The organism is Streptomyces malaysiensis subsp. samsunensis, from assembly GCF_024519315.1.
GTDB classification, from domain to species: Bacteria; Actinomycetota; Actinomycetes; order Streptomycetales; family Streptomycetaceae; genus Streptomyces; species Streptomyces malaysiensis.
This window is the reverse complement of the sequence record NZ_JANIIC010000042.1, coordinates 53724-75098: the sequence shown is the minus strand read 5'-3', so window position 1 is coordinate 75098 and position 21375 is coordinate 53724. Positions and strand designations below refer to the sequence as shown.

The window sequence follows — 21375 nt, the reverse complement described above, 5'->3', positions numbered from 1 at the left end:
GGACGACATGACGTCTTCGAGGAAGGACCGCGCCGCCGCGCTGCCCGAGGAGCTGCGGGCGGCCCTGCGCCGCCGCCTCGCGGGCAAGGCGGGGCGCGCCGACGCCATCCCGCGCGCGGACCGCGCGCTGCCGCTGCCGCTGTCCTTCGCCCAGGCGCGGCTGTGGTTCCTGCACACCCTCCAGCCGGACGAGGCGGGGTACAACAGTGCGCTGGCGCTGCGGCTGACCGGCGCGCTGGACGTGGCGGCGCTCTCCTGGGCGCTGGACGCCCTGGTGGAGCGCCATGAGGCGCTGCGGACCACGTTCGAGGACCTCGACGGCCGGCCCACGCAGGTGGTGCGCCCGGCCGCGCCCGTGCCGCTGCCGGTGGCCGACCTCTCCGGCGCGGACCTCACCGGCCCGGACTCCTCCGGAGCGGACCTCTCCGGCGCGGGCCGGGGTCCGGATGCGCTGGACGGGTTGCTGCTGGCCGAGTACGCCCGGCCGTTCGATCTGCGGACCGGTCCGGTGCTGCGGGCGCTGCTGATCCGGCTGGCCGAGGACGAGCACGTGCTGCTGCTGACGGCCCATCACATCGTCACCGACGGCTGGTCGATGGGGGTGCTCCAGGACGAGCTGTGCGCGCTGTACGGCGCGGTCCCGCTGCCTCCGGTGCCGGTGCAGTACCCGGACTTCGCCGTGTGGCAGCGGGAGCGGCTCTCGGAGGCCGCGTCGGACCGGCAGCTCGACCACTGGAAGGAGCGGTTGGAGGGCGTCGTCCCCCTGGAGCTGCCCACCGACCGGCCCCGGCCCCCGGCGCCCACCTCGGCGGGCGCGGTCCACGAGTTCACGGTGGACCGCGCCACCGCGACCCGGCTGCGCGCGCTTGCCGCCAGGGAGCGGACCACGCTGTTCACGGCGCTGGTCGCCGCCTGTCAGGGGCTGTTCGCCCGCTGGTCGGGGCAGGACGACATCGCCATCGGCACCGTCACCTCCGGCCGTGGCCGCACCGAACTGGAGCGCGCCGTCGGCTTCTTCGTCAACACGGTGGTGCTCCGCTCCTCTGTGGACACGGCCCGCTCCTACCGCGAGTTGCTGGCCGACGCGGGGGCCACGGTGCTGGACGCCTTCGCCCATGACGAGACGCCGTATCAGCGGCTGGTGGAGGCCGTGGGGGCGCGCCGGGAGGCGGGCCGCAATCCGCTGTTCGATGTGATGGTGCTGCTGCACAGCGCCCCGCGGAACGCGCCCCGGCTGTCCGGGCTGACCGCGACGAGCGTGGATGTGCCCCGGCGGTCGGCCACCTTCGACCTCAGCGTCGAATTCGTCGAGGACGGGACGGACGGTACCGAGCTGCGGGGTCTGCTGGAGTACAGCACCGCGCTGTTCGACGCGGCGACCGCGAAGCGGATGGCGGGCCATCTGCTGGTGCTGCTGGACGGAGTGGCCGCCGAACCGGACCGGCCACTGCGCGAGCTGCCCCTGCTCACGGAGGGCGAACGGCGGCGGATGACGGCTCTCGGGCGCGGTCCCGAACTCGCGGTCGAACCGGCCACGTTCCCCGCGATGTTCGAGGCGGCGGTGGCCCGTACCCCGGACGCCACGGCGCTGGTGGCCTCCGACGCCACGTACGACTTCGCGGGGCTGAACGCGGCCGCCAACCGGCTGGCGCGCCATCTGATCGCCCGGGGAGTGGGACCGGAGCGCGTGGTCGGGGTGAGGCTGCCCCGGACCTCCGACATGATCGTGGCGATCCTGGGAGTGCTCAAGGCGGGCGGGATCTACCTGCCGCTCGACCCCGAACTCCCCGCCGAGCGCCTCGCGTTCCTCCTGGCCGACGCCGAACCGGCGCTGGTGCTCGACGAGGCCGCGCTGCGCGCCGTCCCCGCCACCCTGCCGGCGGACGATCCCACGGACGCGGACCGCACCGCCGCGCTGCGCCCCGACAGCGCCGCCTACGTCCTCTACACCTCCGGCTCCACCGGCCGCCCCAAGGGGGTGGCCGTGGCGCACCGGTCGATGGTCAACCTGCTGGTCGGCCACCGCCGGGGCTTCGTGGCCGAGGCGGGCGGCGGGCCGCTGCGCGCGGCGCTGACCGCGTCGTTCTCCTTCGACACCTCGCTGGAGGGGTTGCTGCTGCTGGCCGACGGCCATGAGCTGCACCTCATCGACGAGACCACCCGGCTCGATCCGGCCGCGCTGGTGGCGCATATCGCCGAGCGCCGCGTCGACTTCCTCGACCTCACCCCCTCGTATCTGCGACAGCTCCTCCCGGCCGGGCTGCTGGACCACCCCGACCACCGCCCGCGGGTGCTGATGCTGGGCGGTGAGGCCCTCGGTCCTTCGCTGTGGCGGCGGCTGGCGGACACGCCCGGCACGACGGCGTACAACTTCTACGGTCCGACCGAGTGCACCATCGACGCGCTCGCCGCCCGGATCGGCGGCGCGGGGCGTGCGGTGGTGGGACGGCCGCTGGGCAATCTGCGCGCCCATGTGCTGGACTCGCGGCTCCGGCCGGTGCCGGTGGGCGTGGCGGGTGAGCTGTATCTGGCGGGTGAGCAGGTGGCCCGGGGCTACCGGGGCCGTCCGGGGCTGACCGCGTCCCGCTTCGTGGCCGATCCGTACGGGCCCGCGGGGAGCCGGATGTACCGCACCGGGGACGTGGCCCGCTGGACCGCCGGCGGGGAGCTGGACTGCCTCGGGCGCGCCGACGACCAGGTGAAGATCCGGGGCCACCGGATCGAACCGGGGGAGATCGAGGCGGCGTTGCTCGATCTGCCCGGCGTCGCCGAGGCGGCCGTCGTCGCGGTGACCGATCACCGCGGCCACGCACGGCTGGCCGCGTACCACGTGCCCGCCCCGGGCGGTCAGCCGCCCGCCTCCGATGAGCTGCGCGCGGCCCTCGGGCGCACCCTGCCCGGTCATATGGTTCCCGCCGCCTTCGTCGCCCTGGACGCCATGCCGCTCAACACCAGCGGCAAACTGGACCGCCGGGCGCTGCCCGCCCCGCGGTTCGACGCGGACCGCCCGGAGCGGGAGGCCACGGTTCCGCGCACCGGGACGGAGCGGGAGCTCGCACGGATCTGGGCCGAGGTGCTGGGCGCCCGAGCGGTGGGGGTGGACGACAACTTCTTCGAGCTGGGCGGCGATTCGATCCTCAGCATCCAGATCGTCTCCCGGGCCCGCCGGGCCGGGCTCGCGCTCACCTCGCGGGACGTCTTCCTGCACCAGACCATCGCCGAGCTGGCCGCCGCCGTGACGCCGCGCGACGCGCCGGGCGTCACCCACCAGGGACCGGCGGACGCGGCGGGCCCGGCGCCGCTCACCCCGATCCAGCACTGGTTCTTCGCCACCCATGGCGCGCTGCGCCACTTCACCATGTCGATGGTGCTCGAGCTGCCGCACGACCTGGACGAGGGCGCGCTGGAGACCGCGCTGAACGCCGTGGTCGCGCACCACCCCGCCCTGCGCACCCGGTTCGTCCGGGGCGACGACGGCGAGTGGCGGCAGCTCGCGGACCGCGCGGCGGACGGGCCGCTGCTGCGCCGCCACGATCCGTCCGAGGCCGCCGGCGAGGAGGAAGCGGCCGCGGAGGCCGCCCGCGCCGAACTCGACCTGACCACAGGGGCGTTGCTGCGGGGCGCCCTGCTACGGCGCGGGGCGGGGGCCCGGCCGCGGCTGTTCCTCACCGTCCACCATCTGGCCGTGGACAGCGTCTCGTGGCGCATTCTGCTGGGCGATCTGGAAAGCGCCTACCGGCAGGCCGCCGCCGGGGAGCCGGTGCGCCTGGAGCCCGCCTCCACGCCCTTCACCACCTGGGCCCACCGGCTGGGCGAGCGGGTGCGGGAGGGCCTGCTGGACGGCGATCTGGCGTACTGGGACGGCGTACGGCGGGCGGGCGGCGCGGACCTTCCGGTGGACCGTCCGGGCACGGCCACGTCCGGGTCCACCCGCACCGTGCGGGTACGGCTCGACCGCGAGGCCACCGACGGGCTGCTGCGCCGGGTGCCCGGGGTGTACCGGACGCAGATCAACGATGTGCTGATGAGCGCGCTGGGGCGGGTGCTCTCCGGGTGGACCGGCGAGGACCGGGTGCTGGTGGCCATGGAGGGCCATGGCCGGGAGGAGCTGGACCCGGCCGTCGATCTGTCCCGGACCGTGGGCTGGTTCACCACGCAGTATCCGGTGGCGCTGACGCTGCCCGGGGACGGCTGGGGCGCGGTGCTGAAGTCGGTGAAGGAGCAGCTGCGCGCGCTGCCGCACCGGGGGTTGAGCTATGAGGCGCTGGCGTATCTGAGCGCCCCGGACTCGCCCGCGCGGGCGCTCACCGGCGCGCCGCTGCCGGGCATCTGCTTCAACTACCACGGCCAGTGGGACTCGGCCGGGGACGACGGCGCGTTCACACTCACCGGGGAGACCCTGGGCCGGGATCTGGCCGCAGATGAGCCCTCGGTGTATCCGCTCGATGTGTCCGCCGTGGTGGCGGCCGGTGAGCTGGAGCTGACCTGGCTGTTCTCCGACCGGGTCCATGACGTGGCCACGGTGCGGGGGCTCGCGGACGGCATGCTCACCGCGCTGCGGGAGATCGTGGCGCACTGCGATGGACCGGGCGCGGGCGGCCGTACCCCCTCCGACTTTCCCCTGGCCCGACTGGACCAGGACGCCGTCGACCGGTTGGTGGGCGACGGGCGGGAGATCGAGGACGTCTATCCGCTGACGCCGCTTCAGGAGGGCATGCTCTTCCACCGGCTGGTCGGCGGCGCGGAGGACGTCTACCTCGACCAGGCCACGCTGGTTCTGGACGGGGTGCGCGACCCGGAGGCGTTCGCCCGTGCCTGGCAGGAGACGGTGGACCGCACGCCGGTGCTCCGTGGCGGCGTGGTCTGGGAGGGCGTCGAGCGGCCGTTGCAGATCGTGCGCCACCGGGCCCGGGTGCCCGTGACCCATCTGGACTGGCGCGGGCTGTCCGAGGAGCGGCACGAGGCCGAGCTGGAGCGGTTCCGGGCCGAGGATCTGGCCCTGGGCATCGATCTGGCCGCACCGCCGCTGATGCGGCTCGCCGTCGCCCGGCTGACCGACGCCCGTGTGGCGCTGATCTGGACCTCGCACCATCTGGTGCTGGACGGCTGGAGCCTGGCGCAGGTGTTCACCGAGGTGTGCGAGCGGTACACCGCGGCCGCCCGGGGCAGCGCCCCGGCGCTCCCCGCCCGCCGGCCGTTCCGCGACTATCTGACGTGGCTGGAGGGGCAGGACGGACGGGAGACCGAGAGCCACTGGCGGGAACTGCTCGCGGGCCTCACCGCGCCGACCCCGCTCCCCCGCGACCGCAAGGCCGTGGAGTCCCACCGGGCCCGGTCCTCGGCGACCGTGGCGGTGTCGCTCACCCCCGAGGTGTCGGAGGAACTGCGCCGTACGGCCCGGAGGGGCGGCCTGACCGTCAACACGATCGTGCAGGGCGCGTGGGCGCTGTTGCTGTCCCGGTACAGCGGTGAGGAGGACGTGGTCTTCGGCACCACCGTCTCGGGCCGCCCGGCGGAGCTGGCCGGGGTCGAGTCGATGGTGGGGATGTTCATCAACACCCTGCCGACCCGGGTGCGGGTGGACGCCGCCCGCGACACCGGGGACTGGCTGCGGGACCTCCAGATGGCGCAGTCCGCCTCGCGGCGCCATGAATCCGTCTCGCTGGCGCGGGTGGCGGGCTGGAGCGACGTACCGACCGGGACCCCGCTCTTCGATTCCATCGTGGCATTCGAGAACTACCCCTTTGACGACACCTCGGCGCGCGAGGCGGGCCTGCGGATCATCGAGGTCCGCTCCATCGACGCGACCAACTTCGGTTTGAGTCTGCGGGCGCATCTCTCCGACCGGCTGGGCTTCGACCTCGGCTATGACCCGGGGCAGTTCGACGCGCGGACCGCGGCGGCGGTCGCCGACCGGCTGTGCCTGCTGCTCACCGCGATCGCCGCCGACCCCGGCCGTCCGCTGCGGGCGCTGCCGTGGACCACCGCCGAGGAGCGCCGACGGACCCTGGTGGAGTGGGGCGGCGGCGGGGCGCCGGAGCGGACGCTGGTGGACCTGTTCGAGGAGCAGGCGGCCCGCACCCCCGGGGCCATCGCCGTCTCCTGCACCGGGGTATCGCTGTCGTACGCCGAACTCGACGCGCGGGCAAGCCGGTTGGCGCATCGGCTCATCGCCGAGGGCGCCGGGCGGGAGCGGTATGTGGCGCTGGCGCTGCCCCGTACACCGGACATGCTCGTGGCGATCGTGGCGGTGCTGAAGTCGGGCGCGGCCTATCTGCCCCTCGACCCGGACCTGCCGTCCGGCCGGATCGCCCGGATGCTCGCCGACGCCGAACCGGCCGTCCTGCTGACCACCACCGCCCTCGCGGCACGGCTCGGCGAGGAGACGGAAGAAGGCGCTGCCCCCGCCGTGGCCCGGCTGTGCCTGGACGACCCCGCCCTGATCGCCGATCTGGAGCGGCGGCCCGCCGCCGTTCCGGCCGGTTCGGGGCCGCTGCCGGACAGCCCCGCCTACGCCATCTACACCTCCGGGTCCACGGGCGTGCCCAAGGGAGTGGTGATCCCGCACTCCAATGTGGTCCGGCTGTTCTCCGAAACCCATGCGTGGTTCTCGTTCGACGCGAACGATGTGTGGACGCTGTTCCACAGCTACGCCTTCGACTTCTCCGTCTGGGAGATCTGGGGGGCGCTGCTGCACGGCGGCCGCCTCGTGGTGGTCCCGTACGCCGTCTCCCGCTCCCCCGAGGAGTTCCTGCGGCTGCTGGCGGACGAGGGGGTGACGGTGCTCAGCCAGACGCCGTCCGCCTTCCAGGGGCTGATGCGCGCCGACGAGGAGCGCCCCGGGGCCCGGCTCGCCCTGCGCCGGGTGGTGTTCGGCGGTGAGGCGCTCGACGCGCGGCGGCTGGCGGGCTGGTACGCGCGGCATCCGGACACCGCGCCGGTGCTGGTCAATATGTACGGGATCACCGAGACCACCGTGCATGTCACCTACGCCCCGCTGGACCGCGCCGCCGCGTCCGCTCCGGCGGACGCGGCGAGCGGCATCGGCACCGGCATCCCGGATCTGCGGGTGTATGTGCTGGACGCGGGGCTGGAGCCGGTGCCGCCGGGGGCGGTGGGCGAGCTGTATGTGGCGGGGGCGGGGCTCGCCCGGGGCTATCTGCGCCGCCCGGGGCTGACCGCGTCCCGTTTCATGGCCGATCCGCACGGGCCCGCCGGGAGCCGGATGTACCGCACCGGCGACCGGGCCCGGTGGAGTGCGGACGGGGAGCTGGAGTATCTGGGCCGCGCCGACGACCAGGTGAAGATCCGCGGTTTCCGGATCGAGCCCGGGGAGGTCGAGGCCGCCCTCACCGCCCATCCGGAGGTCGGCGACGCGGTGGTGACCGTACGGGAGGATCAGCCGGGGGTGCGGCGGCTGGTGGCCTATGTGGTGGCCGCCGGTGCGGATGTGCCACCCGAGGCCGGTGAGCTGCGGGAGTTCCTCCAGCGGTCGCTGCCCGCGCAGATGATCCCGGCGGCGTTCGTACCGCTGGACGCGCTGCCGCTGACCGCCAACGGCAAGCTGGACCGGGGCGCGCTGCCCGCGCCCGGCGCGAGCGGACTCGCGGCGAGCGCCGAGCGGATCGCCCCGCGCACCGAGGCCGAGCGTACGGTGGCGCGGGTGTGGGCCGAGGTCCTCCAGGTCGATCGGGCCGGGGCGATGGACGACTTCTTCGCCCTGGGCGGCGATTCGATCCTGGCCATCCGGGTGGCTTCCCGGCTGCGGACGGCCTTCGGCGCGGAGGTCACGCCGCGCGCGCTGTTCACCCACACCACCGTGGCCGAGCTCGCCGCCGCGCTGTCCGCGCCGGAGGACGGCGGGGCCGTCGGCGACGGGCGGGGCGGGGCGGTGGACACCATCCCGGTCGTGCCTCGGGACGGGGAGCTGCCGCTGTCGTTCGCACAGGCGCGCCTGTGGTTCCTGGACTCCTTCGACGACGGCGGTACGGAGTATGTGACGCCGTTCGCGCTGCGGCTGCGCGGCCGTCTGGACACCGCCGCCCTGCGCACCGCCCTGGACGGCCTGGTGGCCCGGCACGAGCCTTTGCGCACCACCTTCGCCGAGGTCGCGGGCCACGGGGTGCAGCGGGTGCACGAGCCGTACCCGGTGGCGCTTCCGGTGCACGACCTGACGGCCGGTCCGATGGCCGAGCGCGAGCGGGAGCTGGAGCGGCTGCTGGAGCGGGAGGGTGCCACGCCCTTCGATCTGCGCACCGGGCCGCTGCTGCGGGCGTCCCTGATCCGGCTGGACGACGAGGAGCATGTGCTCACCCTGACGATGCATCACATCGTCACGGACGGCTGGTCCACGGCCGTCATCGGCGCCGATCTGAGCGAGCTGTACGGCGCGGCGGCCGTGGCACGACCGCCCGCGCTCGCCCCGCTGCCGCTGGGTTACGCCGACTACGCGGCGTGGCAGCGCGATCCGCTGGGCGGCGCGGCCCGGGTGGAGCCGCGGCTGGAGTACTGGCGGGCGCGGCTCGCGGATCTGGCGCCGCTGGAGCTGCCGACCGACCGTCCGCGGCCGGCCGTGCAGACCAGATGCGGGGCGCTGCTGGAGTTCACCCTGCCCGCCGGTCTGGTGGAGCGGCTGCGCGCGGCCGGGCGGCGCGGCGACGCCACCCTCTTCATGACGCTCCTCGCCACCTGTCAGGTGCTGCTCGCCCGCTGGTCGGGGCAGGAGGACATCGCGGTGGGCACCGTGACCTCGGGACGGGAGCGCCCCGAACTGGAGCATCTGGTCGGGATGTTCGTGAACACGCTGGTGCTGCGCACCCGGGTGGACGCCGACGCGTCGTTCGAGGCGCTGCTCGTCCGGGTGCGGGGCACCGTACTGGACGCCTTCGCCCACCAGGACGTGCCGTTCGAGCGGATCGTGGACGCGCTCCAGCCGGAGCGGGACACCAGCCGCACCCCGCTCTTCCAGGTGATGGTGGCGCTGCACAACCTGGGCGCCGAGGTGCCGCGACTGCCCGGTCTCGCCGTGGAGGCCGTACGCGTCCCGGGCCGGACCGCCGGTTTCGACCTGGGCTTCGACTTCGTGACCCACCTCGGCGCCCTGACCTGCTTCGTGGAGTACAACACCGATCTGTTCGACGCGGCCACCGTGGAGCGGATGGCCCGTCAGCTGCGACTGCTGCTGGAGGCGGTGGCGGAGGACCCCGGGCTCCGGGTGGCCGAACTGCCGCTGCTGACCGCCGAGGAGCGGCGGACGGTGCTGGAGGAGTGGAACGACACCGCTCTCCCGGTGGCGGACACCACCTACCCCCGGCTCTTCGAGGAGCAGGCCGCCCGCACCCCGGGCGCGACCGCGCTGGTGGCCTCCGACGCCACCTATGACTTCGCGGGGCTGAACGCGGCCGCCAACCGGCTGGCCCACCATCTGATCACCCTCGGCGTGGGCCCGGAGAAGGTGGTGGCGGTCAGGCTTCCGCGCACCGCCGATCTGATGGTGGCCCAGCTCGCGGTGGTCAAGGCAGGTGGCGCACACCTGTACGTGGACCCGGGGCTGCCCGCCGAACGCGCGCGGTTCCTGCTTCAGGACGCGGCGCCCGAGGCCGTCCTCACCCCCGATGTGCTGCGGGACGCGCCCCTCGACACGCTTCCGGACACCGATCCCACCGACGCGGACCGGCCGACCCCGCTGCTGCCCGGCCACACCGCGTACATCACCTACACCTCGGGGTCCACCGGCCGCCCCAAGGGCGTCGCGGTCGAGCACCGCCAGCTGGTCAACCTCTGCCTCGACCACCGGGCCGGGCTCATCGCACCGCACCAGGCCGAGGCGGGCCGTCCGCTGCGCTCGGCGCTGACCGCCGCGTTCTCCTTCGACACCTCCTGGGAGGGCGCGGTGTTCCTGGCCTCGGGCCAGGAGGTGCATCTGGTCGACGACACGGTACGGCTCGACCCGGCCGCCCTGGTGGCACTGGTCGCGGACCGTGGCCTGGACTTCCTCGATGTCACCCCGTCCTACCTCCATGAGCTGATGGCGGCCGGGCTGTTCGCCGGGGACCGCCATCGCCCCCGGATCGTCATGGTGGGCGGCGAGGCCCTCGGGGCGACGCTGTGGCGGGAGCTGAGCGCGGTGCCGGACGTGGCGGCGTACAACTTCTACGGGCCCACCGAATGCGCGGTGGACGCGGTCTACGGCGATCTGGCCGGTCTCGGCGGCCGTCCGCTCATCGGACGGCCCGGCCGCAATCTGCGGGCGTACGTCCTGGACGGCGCGCTGCGGCCGGTGCCGCCCGGCGTCCCCGGTGAACTCCATCTGGCCGGGGCCCAGGTGGCGCGCGGCTATCTGCGCCGCCCCGGGCTCACCGCACGGCATTTCGTCGCCGATCCGTACGGCCCTCCCGGCAGCCGGATGTACCGCACCGGCGACCGGGCGCGCTGGACGGCGGACGGAGCGCTGGAGTTCCTCGGCCGTGCCGACGAACAGCTCAAGATCCGTGGCTTCCGGATCGAGCCCGGCGAGATCGAGGCCGCGCTGCTGGACCATCCGGCGGTCCAGGAGGCGGTGGTCGTGGCCCGCGAGGACACCGGCCGCCGGCGGCTGGTGTCCTATCTGGTGACCGCCGGCTCCCCCGATCCGGTGGAGCTGCGCGCCCAGCTCAAGCGCACCCTCCCCGACTACATGGTCCCGGCCGCCTTTGTGCCGCTGGACCGGATGCCCCGCACCGACAGCGGCAAGGTCGACCGGCGCGCGCTGCCCGCTCCCCCGGACCGGCCGGAGCAGGGCTCGCCGTATGTGGCGCCCAGGACCCCCGCCGAGACGGTGCTCGCGGGCATCTGGGCCGAGGTGCTGGGCGTCCCCGAGGTGGGCGTGGCGGACAACTTCTTCGCCCTGGGCGGGGATTCCATCCTCAGCATCCAGATCGTCTCCCGCGCCCGGCAGGCCGGGCTGACGCTCACCTCCAAGGACGTCTTCCGCCACCAGACCGTCGCGGAACTCGGGTCGAGCGTGGAGGCCACCCGGCGGCAGCCGCTCGCCGAACCGGCCGGGGCGGTGGCCGGACCGGCGCCGCTGACCCCCATCCAGCACTGGTACCTGGACGGGCGGCGGCCCGGCGACCGGCACCACTTCACCATGAGCCACCGGCTGGAACTCACCGGCGACCTCGACGAGGCCGCCCTGGGGCAGGCGGTGGACGCCCTGGTGGCGCAGCACGCGGCGCTGCGCACCCGCTTCCTGACCGTCGACGGCCGGTGGCGGCAGGAGGTCCTCCCCGCCGCCCCCGGCGGTGTGCTGGAGCGGCACGACCTGTCCGGTCTGGACGACGCGGCACGCGCGGAGGCCGTACGGGAGGCCACGGTCGCGGCCCAGACGGGCCTGGACATCGCCGAGGGGGCCGTGCTGCGGGTGCTGCTGTTCGCCTTCGGCCCCGGGCGGCCGCCCGAGTTGCTGCTCACCGCCCACCATCTGGTGGTGGACGGCGTCTCCTGGCGCGTACTGCTCGGCGATCTGGAGACCGCCTACCGCCGCGCCGCCGCCGGTGGCGCGGCCACCCTGCCCCCGGCGAGCAGCGCCTTCACCCGGTGGGCCGCCCGGCTGGCGGAGCATGTGCGCTCCGGTGGGCTCGACGGCGAGCTGGCCTACTGGACGGGCGTGGCACGCTCGGCGCCCGCCACCCTCCCCGTCGACCGTGAGGGCCCCAACACCCATGGGACGGCGGCCACGGTGACCACGGTCCTCGGGCGCGCCGAGACCGGGGCGCTGCTGCGCCAGGTCCCCGGTGTCTACCGGACGCGGATCGACGAGGTGCTGCTCGCCGCGCTCGGCCGGAGCCTGGCGCGCTGGACCGGTGGGGACACGGTGCTGATCGGGGTGGAGGGGCACGGCCGCGAGGATCTCTTCGCGGACCTGGATCTCTCCCGTACCGTCGGCTGGTTCACCGCCGAGTACCCGCTCGCGCTGGCCGTCGACGCCGGGGCGGAGTGGCGCGAGACCCTGCGGTCGGTCAAGGAGCAGCTGCGCGCCGTCCCGCACCACGGGCTCGGCCATGGTGCGCTGCGCCATCTGGCCCCCGACGGCTCCCCGGCCGGGGAGCTGCCGGGCGGTCCTTCGCCCCAGATCGTCTTCAACTACCACGGCCAGTGGGATGTGGCCGCGGACGACGACAGCGCGGCGGCCCCGGGCCTGTACCGCGCCGCCCTCCCCGTGACCGGCCAGGACGCCCCGCCCGGGGAGACCCGGCCGTATCTGCTGGAGGTCACCGGCGCGGTCCAGGACGGCCGTCTGGAGCTGGGCTGGAGCTATCCGGCCGGGATGTACGACGAGGCGACCGTGCGCCGGCTCGCGGACGGCTGTCTGGCCGCGCTGGAGGAGATCGTCGCGCACTGCGCGGAGCCCGGCGCGGGGGGCCGCACCCCCTCCGACTACCCGCTCGCCCGGCTCGACCAGCGCCAGGTGGATCTGATCGCCGGTGACGGCGGCACGGTGGAGGACATCTATCCGCTGACCGGGCTCCAGGCCGGGATGCTCTTCCACGGCCTCGTGGACAGCGCTGCCACCGGTGGCGCCTACTTCGACCAGATCGCGGTCCGCATCGGCGGGATCGCCGACCCGGACACCTTCACGGCCGCCTGGCGGCGGGTGGTGGACCGTACGCCGGTCCTACGAAGCTCCGTCCGCTGGGAGGGGCTCGCCGAGCCCGTCCAGGTCGTCCACCGCCGGGCCGAGTTGCCCACCGCGCGCATGGACTGGCGGGGGCTGACGCCGTCCGGGCGGGAGGAGGCGCTGCGGCGGCTGCTGGCCGAGGACCGCGCCGCCGGGATGGAGCTCACCTCGGCCCCGCTGAGCCGGATCGCGGTGGCCGGGCTGCCCGATGACGAGGTCATGTTGGTGTGGACCGCGCACCATCTGATGCTCGACGGCTGGAGCACCGGGCAGATCTTCGCCGAGGTGTGCGAGACCTACGCGGCCCTCGTCGCCGGGCGCACCCCCCAGCCGCCCGCTCGCCGCCCGTTCCGGGACTTCCTGCGCTGGCTGCGCGAACGGGACCAGGAGCGGGCCGAGCGCCACTGGCGCCAGGTGCTGGCGGGGTTCGGCATCCGCACACCGCTGCCGTACGACCGGCCGCCCCGGGAGGCGCACCGCACCACCTCGACCGCGCTGACCCGGCTGGAGCTGGCCGAGGAGGTGTCCGCCCGGCTGCGTGAGACGGCGCGCGGCGGCGGGCTGACGGTCAACACGGTGGTGCAGGGGGCGTGGGCGCTGCTGCTGTCGCGGTACTCCGGTGCGCGCGATGTGGTGTTCGGCACCACCGTCTCGGGCCGTCCGGAGGGGCTGCCGGGCGTGGAGACGATGGTCGGCATGTTCATCAACACGGTCCCCACCCGGGCCGTGGCCGAGGGCGGCCGTGAGGTCGTGGAGTGGCTGCGGGAGCTTCAGGAGCAGCAGAGCGAGTCCCGCCGCTTCGACTTCGTCGCCCTCCCCCGGATCCAGGCCCTGAGCGCGCTCCCGGCCGGTGAGGCGCTCTTCGACAGCATGGTGGTGTTCGAGAACTACCCCTTCGACGAGGCGTCGGCGGCCGGTGCCGGGATCCGTGTCCTGGAGGTGCGGGCCGAGGACGCCACGAGTTTCCCGCTGTGTCTGCGCGCCTATCTCGGCGACCGGCTGGGCTTCGACATCGCCTACGATCCGGCGCTGTTCGACGCGGCCACGGTGGAGCGGGCGGCGGCCCATCTGGAGACGCTGCTGACCGGGATCGCGGACGGCGCCGGGCAATCCCTGGACGAGCTGCCGCTGCTGACGGAGGCCGAGCGCCGAAGGGCCGTACGGGAGTGGAACGCCACCGCCCGGCCGCTTCCGGAGGGCTCGCTGGCCGAGCTGTTCGCCGAGCGGGTCCGAAGCACCCCGGACGCCGTCGCCGTCACCGACGGCGCCACCTCGCTCGGCTACGCCCAACTCGACGACTGGGCAGGGCGGTTGGCGGGCCATCTGCTGCGCTCCGGCCTCCGGCCGGAGGACCGGGTGGCGCTGCTCATGGACCGGTCGGTGGAGCTGGTCGTGGCCCAGCTCGCGGTGGTCAGGGCCGGTGGGGTGTACGTACCGGTGGACACCCGCGCCCCGCGCGACCGGCGGCGGACGCTGCTGGACCAGGCGGGCGCCACGGTCGTGCTGACACCGGATGAGGTGGCCGCCGCGCGCGAATACGAGCCGGTGGCGCCCGCGGTGCCGGTGCACCGGGACCAGCTGGCGTATGTGATGTTCACCTCCGGCTCGACCGGTGTGCCGAAGGCCGTGGGGGTGCGCCATCGCGATGTGGCGGCGCTCGCCCTCGACCGCGCCTTCGCCGGTGGCGGGCACGAACGGGTGCCGATGCACTCGCCGGTGGCGTTCGACGCCGCCACCTATGAGATGTGGGTGCCACTGCTGGGCGGTGGCCGGGTGGTGGTGACACCGGGCGAGCTGGACGCCGCCGCGGTGCGCCGGCTGGTGGCCGGGCAGGAGGTCACGGGGCTCTGGCTGACCGCCGGGCTGTTCCGGCTGCTGGCTCAGGACGCGCCGGACTGCTTCACGGGGCTGCGCGAGGTGTGGACCGGCGGCGATGTGGTGCCCGCGGCCTCGGTGCGCCGGGTGCTGGAACACTGCCCCGGGCTGACCGTGGTGGACGGCTACGGACCGACCGAGACCACCACCTTCGCCACGTCCTTCCCGATGTCCCGCGCGGATGAGGTGCCCGAGGTGGTGCCGATCGGCCGGCCGCTGGACAACATGCGGGTCCACGTCCTGGACTCCGCGCTGCGGATCGTGCCGTCGGGTGTGGTCGGGGAGCTCTTCATCGCGGGGGAGGGGGTGGCCCGTGGCTACCTCGGCCGTCCCGGTCCGACCGCCGCGGCGTTCCTCCCCGATCCGTACGGACCCGCCGGGGAGCGGATGTACCGCACCGGCGATCTGGCGCGCCGACGGCCGGACGGCACGGTGGAGTTCGCCGGCCGCGCCGATGACCAGATCAAAATCCGTGGCTTCCGGATCGAACCGGGCGAGGTGGAGGGGGTGCTGGCCGGCCATCCGGAGGTGGCGGATGTCGCGGTGGTGGCCCGGGAGTACGGGCCGGGCGGGAAGCGGCTGGTGGCCTATGTGGTGGCCGGTGGCGACGCCGCGGTGGACGGCGCCCGGCTGCGGGCGTACGCGGCGGAGCGGCTCCCGGACTACATGGTGCCGTCGGCCGTCGTCCCGCTGGACGCGCTGCCGCTCGGCCCCACCGGGAAGCTGGACCGGGCGGCGCTGCCCGCCCCGGGCCCGGAGATCCGCCGCACGCCCTACCGCGCACCGCGCGAGGGGCTCGAACAGGCCGTGGCGGCGGTCTGGGCCGAGGTGCTGGAGGTGGAACGCGTCGGCGCCGGGGACAGCTTCTTCGAGCTCGGCGGCGACTCGATCCTCTCCCTCCGGCTCACCTCACGGCTGCGCGAGGTGCTCGAAGTGGAGCCCTCGCCCCGTCTGGTGTTCACCCATCCGACCCTCGCCGCCCTGGCCGAGGCGCTCGACGGCAAGGACGGCCGCGCCGGGGACCGGCCGGCCCCGATCACACCGGTGCCCCGGGACGGCGAGCTGCCGCTGTCGTATCCGCAGCAACGTCTGTGGTTCCTGGACTCCTTCGCACCGGACAGCGCCGAGTACATCACCCCGCTGGCGCTGCGGATGCGGGGAGCCCTCGATGTGGACGCGCTCGGCGCGGCGCTGACCGCGCTGGTGGCCCGCCATGAGTCGCTGCGGACCACCTTCGACGCGGTGGACGGCCGCGGGGTGCAGATCGTCCACGACCCGTGGGAGATCCGGCTCGACCCGTACGACCTGTCCCATCTGCCCACCGACGAGCGGGAGATGGAGCTGGCGGAGCTGCTGGAGTACGAACGGGCGCGCCCGTTCGACCTGCGACGTGGCCCGCTGCTGCGGACCGGTCTGATCCGGCTCGGCGCCCAGGAGCACATACTGAGCCTGACGCTGCATCACATCATCACGGACGGCTGGTCCACCGGTGTGCTCACCGGCGATCTAGGGGATCTGTACCGGGCGGCGCTGAGCGGTGAGCCCGCGGCGCTGCCCCCGCTCCCGGTGCACTACGCGGACTTCGCCGCCTGGCAGCGGGCCGAACTCACCGCACCCCGCGCGGAGGAGGAACTGGCCTACTGGACACGCCAGTTGGCCGAAGTCCCGCCGCTGGAGGTGCCCACCGACCGACCCCGCCCCGAGGTGCGGACGAAGTACGGCGCCACCGTGGAGTTCACCGTGCCCGCCGAGGTGAGCCTGCGCCTCGAGGAGTTCGGGCGGGCGCGGGGAACCACGCTGTTCATGACGCTGGTGGCGGCGTCCCAGATCCTGCTCGCCCGGCTTTCGGGCGGACGGGACATCGCGGTCGGCACCGTCACCTCGGGGCGGGAGCGCGCCGAGGTGCAGCGGCTGATCGGGTTCTTCGTCAACACCCTGGTGCTGCGCTCCACGGTCGATCCGCGCGCCCGTTTCGGCGACTTCCTGGCCGAGGTGCGCGGCACCGTCCTGGACGCCTTCGCCCATCAGGCGGTGCCGTTCGAGCGGGTGGTGGACGAGGTGCGGCCGCCCCGGGACACCAGCCGGACACCGCTGTTCCAGGCGATGGTGGTGCTCCAGAACGCGCCGGGCCGGACGCTCGAGCTGCCCGGTCTGGAGCTGGCGGACGTGGAGCTCGATACGGGGACGGCCGCCTTCGACCTCACCTTCGAGTTCGCCGAGGCAGAGGGAGGTGTGCTGCGCGGGCTGATCGGCTACAGCACCGATCTGTTCGACGCCCCGACCGTGCAGCGGATGGGCACGGCCCTGCGGGCGCTGCTCGCCGGGATCGCCGAGGATCCGGAGCGGGCGGTGGGCGCGCTGCCGCTGACCACCCCGGCCGAGCTGCGGCGCACCCTGGTCGAGTGGAACGACACCGGGCGGGAGGTGGAGCGCGCCACGCTGCGCGAGCTGTTCGAGCGGCAGGTGGCCGTCTCCCCGGACGCCACGGCCGTGCGGTACGGAAAGGGCGATCTCACCTTCGCCGAACTGGAGGTGGCCGCGAACCGGCTGGCGCACCGGCTGATCGGCCTGGGCGTGGGACCGGAGCGCCTGGTGGCGCTGGTGCTGCCGCGTTCGGTGGAGATGCTGGTGGCGCAGCTGGCCGTGGTGAAGGCGGGTGGCGCGTTCCTGCCGGTGGACCCCGGCTATCCGAAGGAGCGGGTGGCGTTCATGCTGCGGGACGCCGCGCCCTCGGTGGTGCTCGACGACGCGGTCTCGGTCTGGGCCGAGGACGGCCCGGCCGGGCCACCGCCCGGCCGTGGGCTGACACCGGACCATCCGGCGTATGTCATCTACACCTCCGGTTCCACCGGTGTGCCCAAGGCGGTCGTGGTCACCCATGCGGGGCTGGCCGGTTTCTCGGCGGCCGCGGTCGAACACTACGGCGTGCGGGCCGGGGACCGGGTGCTCCAGTTCTCCTCCCCCAGCTTCGACGCCTCCGTTCTGGAGCTGTGCGTCTCGCTGCCCCGTGGCGCGGCGCTGGTGATCGGTGACGAGGGGCCGTTGCTGGGCGAGCGGCTGGCCGAGGTGCTCGACGGGCAGCGGATCACCCATGCGCTGATCCCCCCGGCCGCGCTGGCCACCGTGCCGGAGGCGGCGTGGCGGGCGGGGCTGCCGGATCTGCGGACCCTGATCGTCGGCGGCGACGCCTGCTCCGCCGGACTGGTGGACCGCTGGGCGCCGGGCCGGCGGATGGTCAACTCGTACGGCCCGACGGAGGCCACGGTGGTGAGCACCTGGTCCGAACCGCTGACGGCGGGGTCGGGGGCCCCGCCGATCGGCCGGCCGATCCCGAACACCCGGGTCTATGTGCTGGACGAGGCGCTGCGCCCGGTGCCGGTGGGCGTGGCCGGGGAGCTGTATGTGGCGGGCGCGGGCCTGGCGCGGGGCTATCTGGGCCGTCCGGGGCTGACCGCCGCACGGTTCGTGGCCGATCCGTTCGGCCCGGCGGGCGGCCGGATGTACCGCACCGGCGATGTGGTGCGGTGGACCGGCGAGGGTGCGCTGAGGTTCCTGGGCCGGGCCGATGACCAGGTCAAGGTGCGGGGCTTCCGGATCGAACCGGGCGAGGTGGAGAGCGCGCTGCGGCGCAGCCCGGAGGTGCGGGAGGCGGTGGTCGCCGTACGGGAGACCGCCCCGACCCCCGAGCAGCCCTCCGGTGGGAAGCGGCTGGTGGGCTATGTCGTCCCGGCGCCGGGCGCCTCGCCGACCGCCGCCTCGCTGCGCGACGCCCTGGGGCGGACCCTTCCGTCCCATATGGTGCCGTCGGCCTTCGCCACCCTGGACGCCCTTCCGCTCTCGGCCAACGGCAAGGTCGACCGCCGGGCCCTGCCCGATCCGGATGTGGCACCCGCCGCCTCCGGTGCGGACCATGTCGCCCCGCGCACCCCGATGGAACGCCGGATCGCGGACATCTGGGCCGATGTGCTCGGTCTGGAACGGGTGGGGGTGGCGGACAACTTCTTCGAGCTCGGCGGGGATTCCATCCTCAGCATCCAGGTGGTCTCCCGGGCCCGCCAGGCCGGGCTGCGGCTGACCACCAAGGATCTGTTCACCCATCAGTCGGTGGCCGCGCTCGCCACCGTGGCCACGGCCGAGCGGGACGAGGGCCGTGCGGAGCCGGTGACCGGGTCGCTTCCGCTCACCCCGATCCAGGACTGGTTCTTCGCCACCCACACCGTCAATCCGCACCACTTCAACCAGTCCACGCTGCTGGAGCTGCACCAGGAGCCGGACGAGAAGGCGCTGGAGGGGGCGCTGGCCGCGCTCCTGGTCCACCATGACGCGCTGCGCACCCGGTTCACCGAGGAGGGCGGCCAGTGGCGGAGCCACGTCCCGGCGCCGGAGGCCGACATCGCCGTCCTGGACCGCCACGATCTGTCCGGTCTGCCGGCCAGGGAAGCGGACGCCGCGATGGAGAAGGCGGCCGACGCGCTCCACGCGGACTTCGGGCTCGGCCGGGGGCCGCTGCTGCGGGCCGCGCTGTTCCGCTTCGGCGAGGCCCGGCGGCCGTTCCTCTTCCTGACCGCGCACCATCTGGTCATCGACGGGGTGTCCTGGCGGATCCTGCTGGACGACCTGGACATCGCCTATCAGCAGGGCGTACGGGGCGAACCGGTGGACCTCGGCCCCAAGACCACCGCCTTCCGCGACTGGGCGAGGCGGCTCGCGGAGCATGTCGCCGAGGGCGCCCTGGACCATGAGGCCGACCACTGGTGCGGGGCCCTCGACGCCCGGCCACTGCCGGTCGACCACCAGGTGGCCGCGCCCGGGGCCGAGATCCGTACGGTGCCGGTCACGCTCGACGAACGGGACACCGAGGCGCTGCTGCGCTCGGCGCCCACCGCCTATCGCACCCGCATCAACGATGTGCTGCTCGCCGCCCTCGCGCTGGCGCTGTCCCGCTGGACCGGCCGGGAGCGGGTCTCCGTGGAGCTGGAGGGCCATGGGCGCGAGGACATCCTGGACGGTGTCGATCTCTCCCGTACGGTGGGCTGGTTCACCACGATGTACCCGGTCTCCTTCGAGTTGCCGGACATCCCCGAGGGGGGACCCGCCGACTGGCGCGGGCTGGTCAAGTCGGTCAGGCGGCGGCTGCGGACCGTACCCGGCAATGGCTTCGGCTTCGGGGCGCTGCGCACGTTCGGGCCGCCCGCGCTGCGCGAGCGGCTGTCCCGCGACGGCGCCGGGCCGCAGATCGTGTTCAACTACCTGGGCCAGTGGGACGCCCGGTCGGCGCGGTCCCAGGGCGGTCTGGTCCACGCCGAGCGCGGGTCGTTCGGCCAGGACCACGATCCGCGCGAGGCCGGTTCCCATCTGCTGGAGGTGGTGGGCGCGGTGCAGGACGGCCGGCTCGGTTTCACCTGGCGCTACCGCCCCGATGTGCACGAGAGGCGGACCGTGGAGTCGGTGGCCGGGGACTTCGCGGAGGCGCTGCGCCGGATCGCCGCGGACTGCCGGGGCGCCGTATGACCGCGGCCCCGCCGGTGCCCCCGCCGGTTCCCCTGTCGCGCAACCGGGACTACCGGCTGCTGTGGGGCGGTCAGGCGCTCTCGGAGTTCGGCTTCCACTCGGCGCTGATCGCGTTTCCGCTGCTGGTCCTCGCGCTCACCGGCTCGGGCGCCGCCTCCGGTCTGGTCATGGGCACCATCGCCGCCGCGCAGATGGTGGCCGGGCTCCCGGCGGGTGTCCTGGTGGACCGCTATGACCGCAAGGCCATCATGCTGGGCTGTGAGGCGGCCCAGGCGGTCTCCGCCATCAGCCTGGTGGCGGCCGTGTGGGCCGGTGCGGCCACCGTCTGGCACATGGTGGCCGTGGCGGCGGTGTTCGGGGCGAGCGCGGCGCTCTTCGAACCGGCGGAGAGCGCGTCGCTGCCGGCCCTGGTGGCGGACGAGCATCTGCCCACGGCGGTGGCGATGAACACCGCACGTGCCTCGATGGGGCAGCTGGCGGGCACCGCGACCGGCGGATTCCTGTTCGCCGTGGGGCGGTTCGTCCCCTTCCTGGTGGACGCCGTGACACACACGCTCTCCTTCGTCGTGCTGCTCTTCGTCAGGCTGCCCCGGCGCGAGCGGCCCACGGGCGGTGCGGGCCCGCTGGGCCGTGAGGCGCTGGCCGGGCTGCGGTGGGTGTGGCGGGAGCGCCGGATCCGGGTCACGGTGGTGTGCGCGGTGGTGCTCAACCTGTTCTTCAGCGCCTACTACCTCGTCGTCATCGTGCTCGCCGAGTCCCGGGGGGTGCCCTCCGGCGAGGTCGGTGTAATGGCGGCCATGCTCGGGGTGGGCGGGGTGCTCGGCGCGCTGGTGGCGCCCGTACTGCACCGGCGGCTGGGCCCGTACGGCGGCATCATCGCGGTGTTCTGGGCCCTGGCCGTGCTGGCCCCGGTCACCGTGCTGATGGACAGCGGCTATCTCATCGGGGTGCTGTTCGCCCTGATCGCGCTGTTCCCGCCGACGGCGAACACAGCGATCATGACCGAGCAACTGCTGCGCACCCCGGACGAGTTGCGCGGCAGGCTCACCAGCACCCTCGTTCTGGCCTGCGGTGCCGCGAGCGCGGCCGGTCCCGCGCTGGGCGGGTCGCTCGCCCAGGCCCTGCCGGGCGACCGGGCGCTCCTGCTCTGCTCGGCGGGGATGGCCGCCGCGGCCGTCCTGGCCACTCTCAGCCCGACCCTGCGCACGCTGTCCCGGCGCCACGAGACCGGGCGGCCCGCCACGGCCGACTGACCGTCATCCATATCCATCCACTTCACCGACCATCACCGATATCACCACTACGCCCGATCCTCGACAGGAGAGACCGAC

The 21375-nt window shown here is 74.2% G+C and carries 2 protein-coding genes; both read left to right on the top strand.

What is annotated here, in order from left to right:
* Positions 1-7: 7 nt before the first annotated feature.
* Positions 8-20044: a non-ribosomal peptide synthase/polyketide synthase gene (locus NQU54_RS30720; RefSeq protein ID WP_257633891.1), complete on the top strand. Its 20037-nt coding sequence runs from the start codon at positions 8-10 to the stop codon at positions 20042-20044.
* Positions 20041-21297: an MFS transporter gene (locus NQU54_RS30715; protein WP_257633890.1), complete on the top strand. Its 1257-nt coding sequence runs from the start codon at positions 20041-20043 to the stop codon at positions 21295-21297. Before NQU54_RS30720 ends, NQU54_RS30715 begins: the two co-directional genes overlap by 4 nt.
* The last annotated feature ends 78 nt before the right edge of the window (positions 21298-21375 follow it).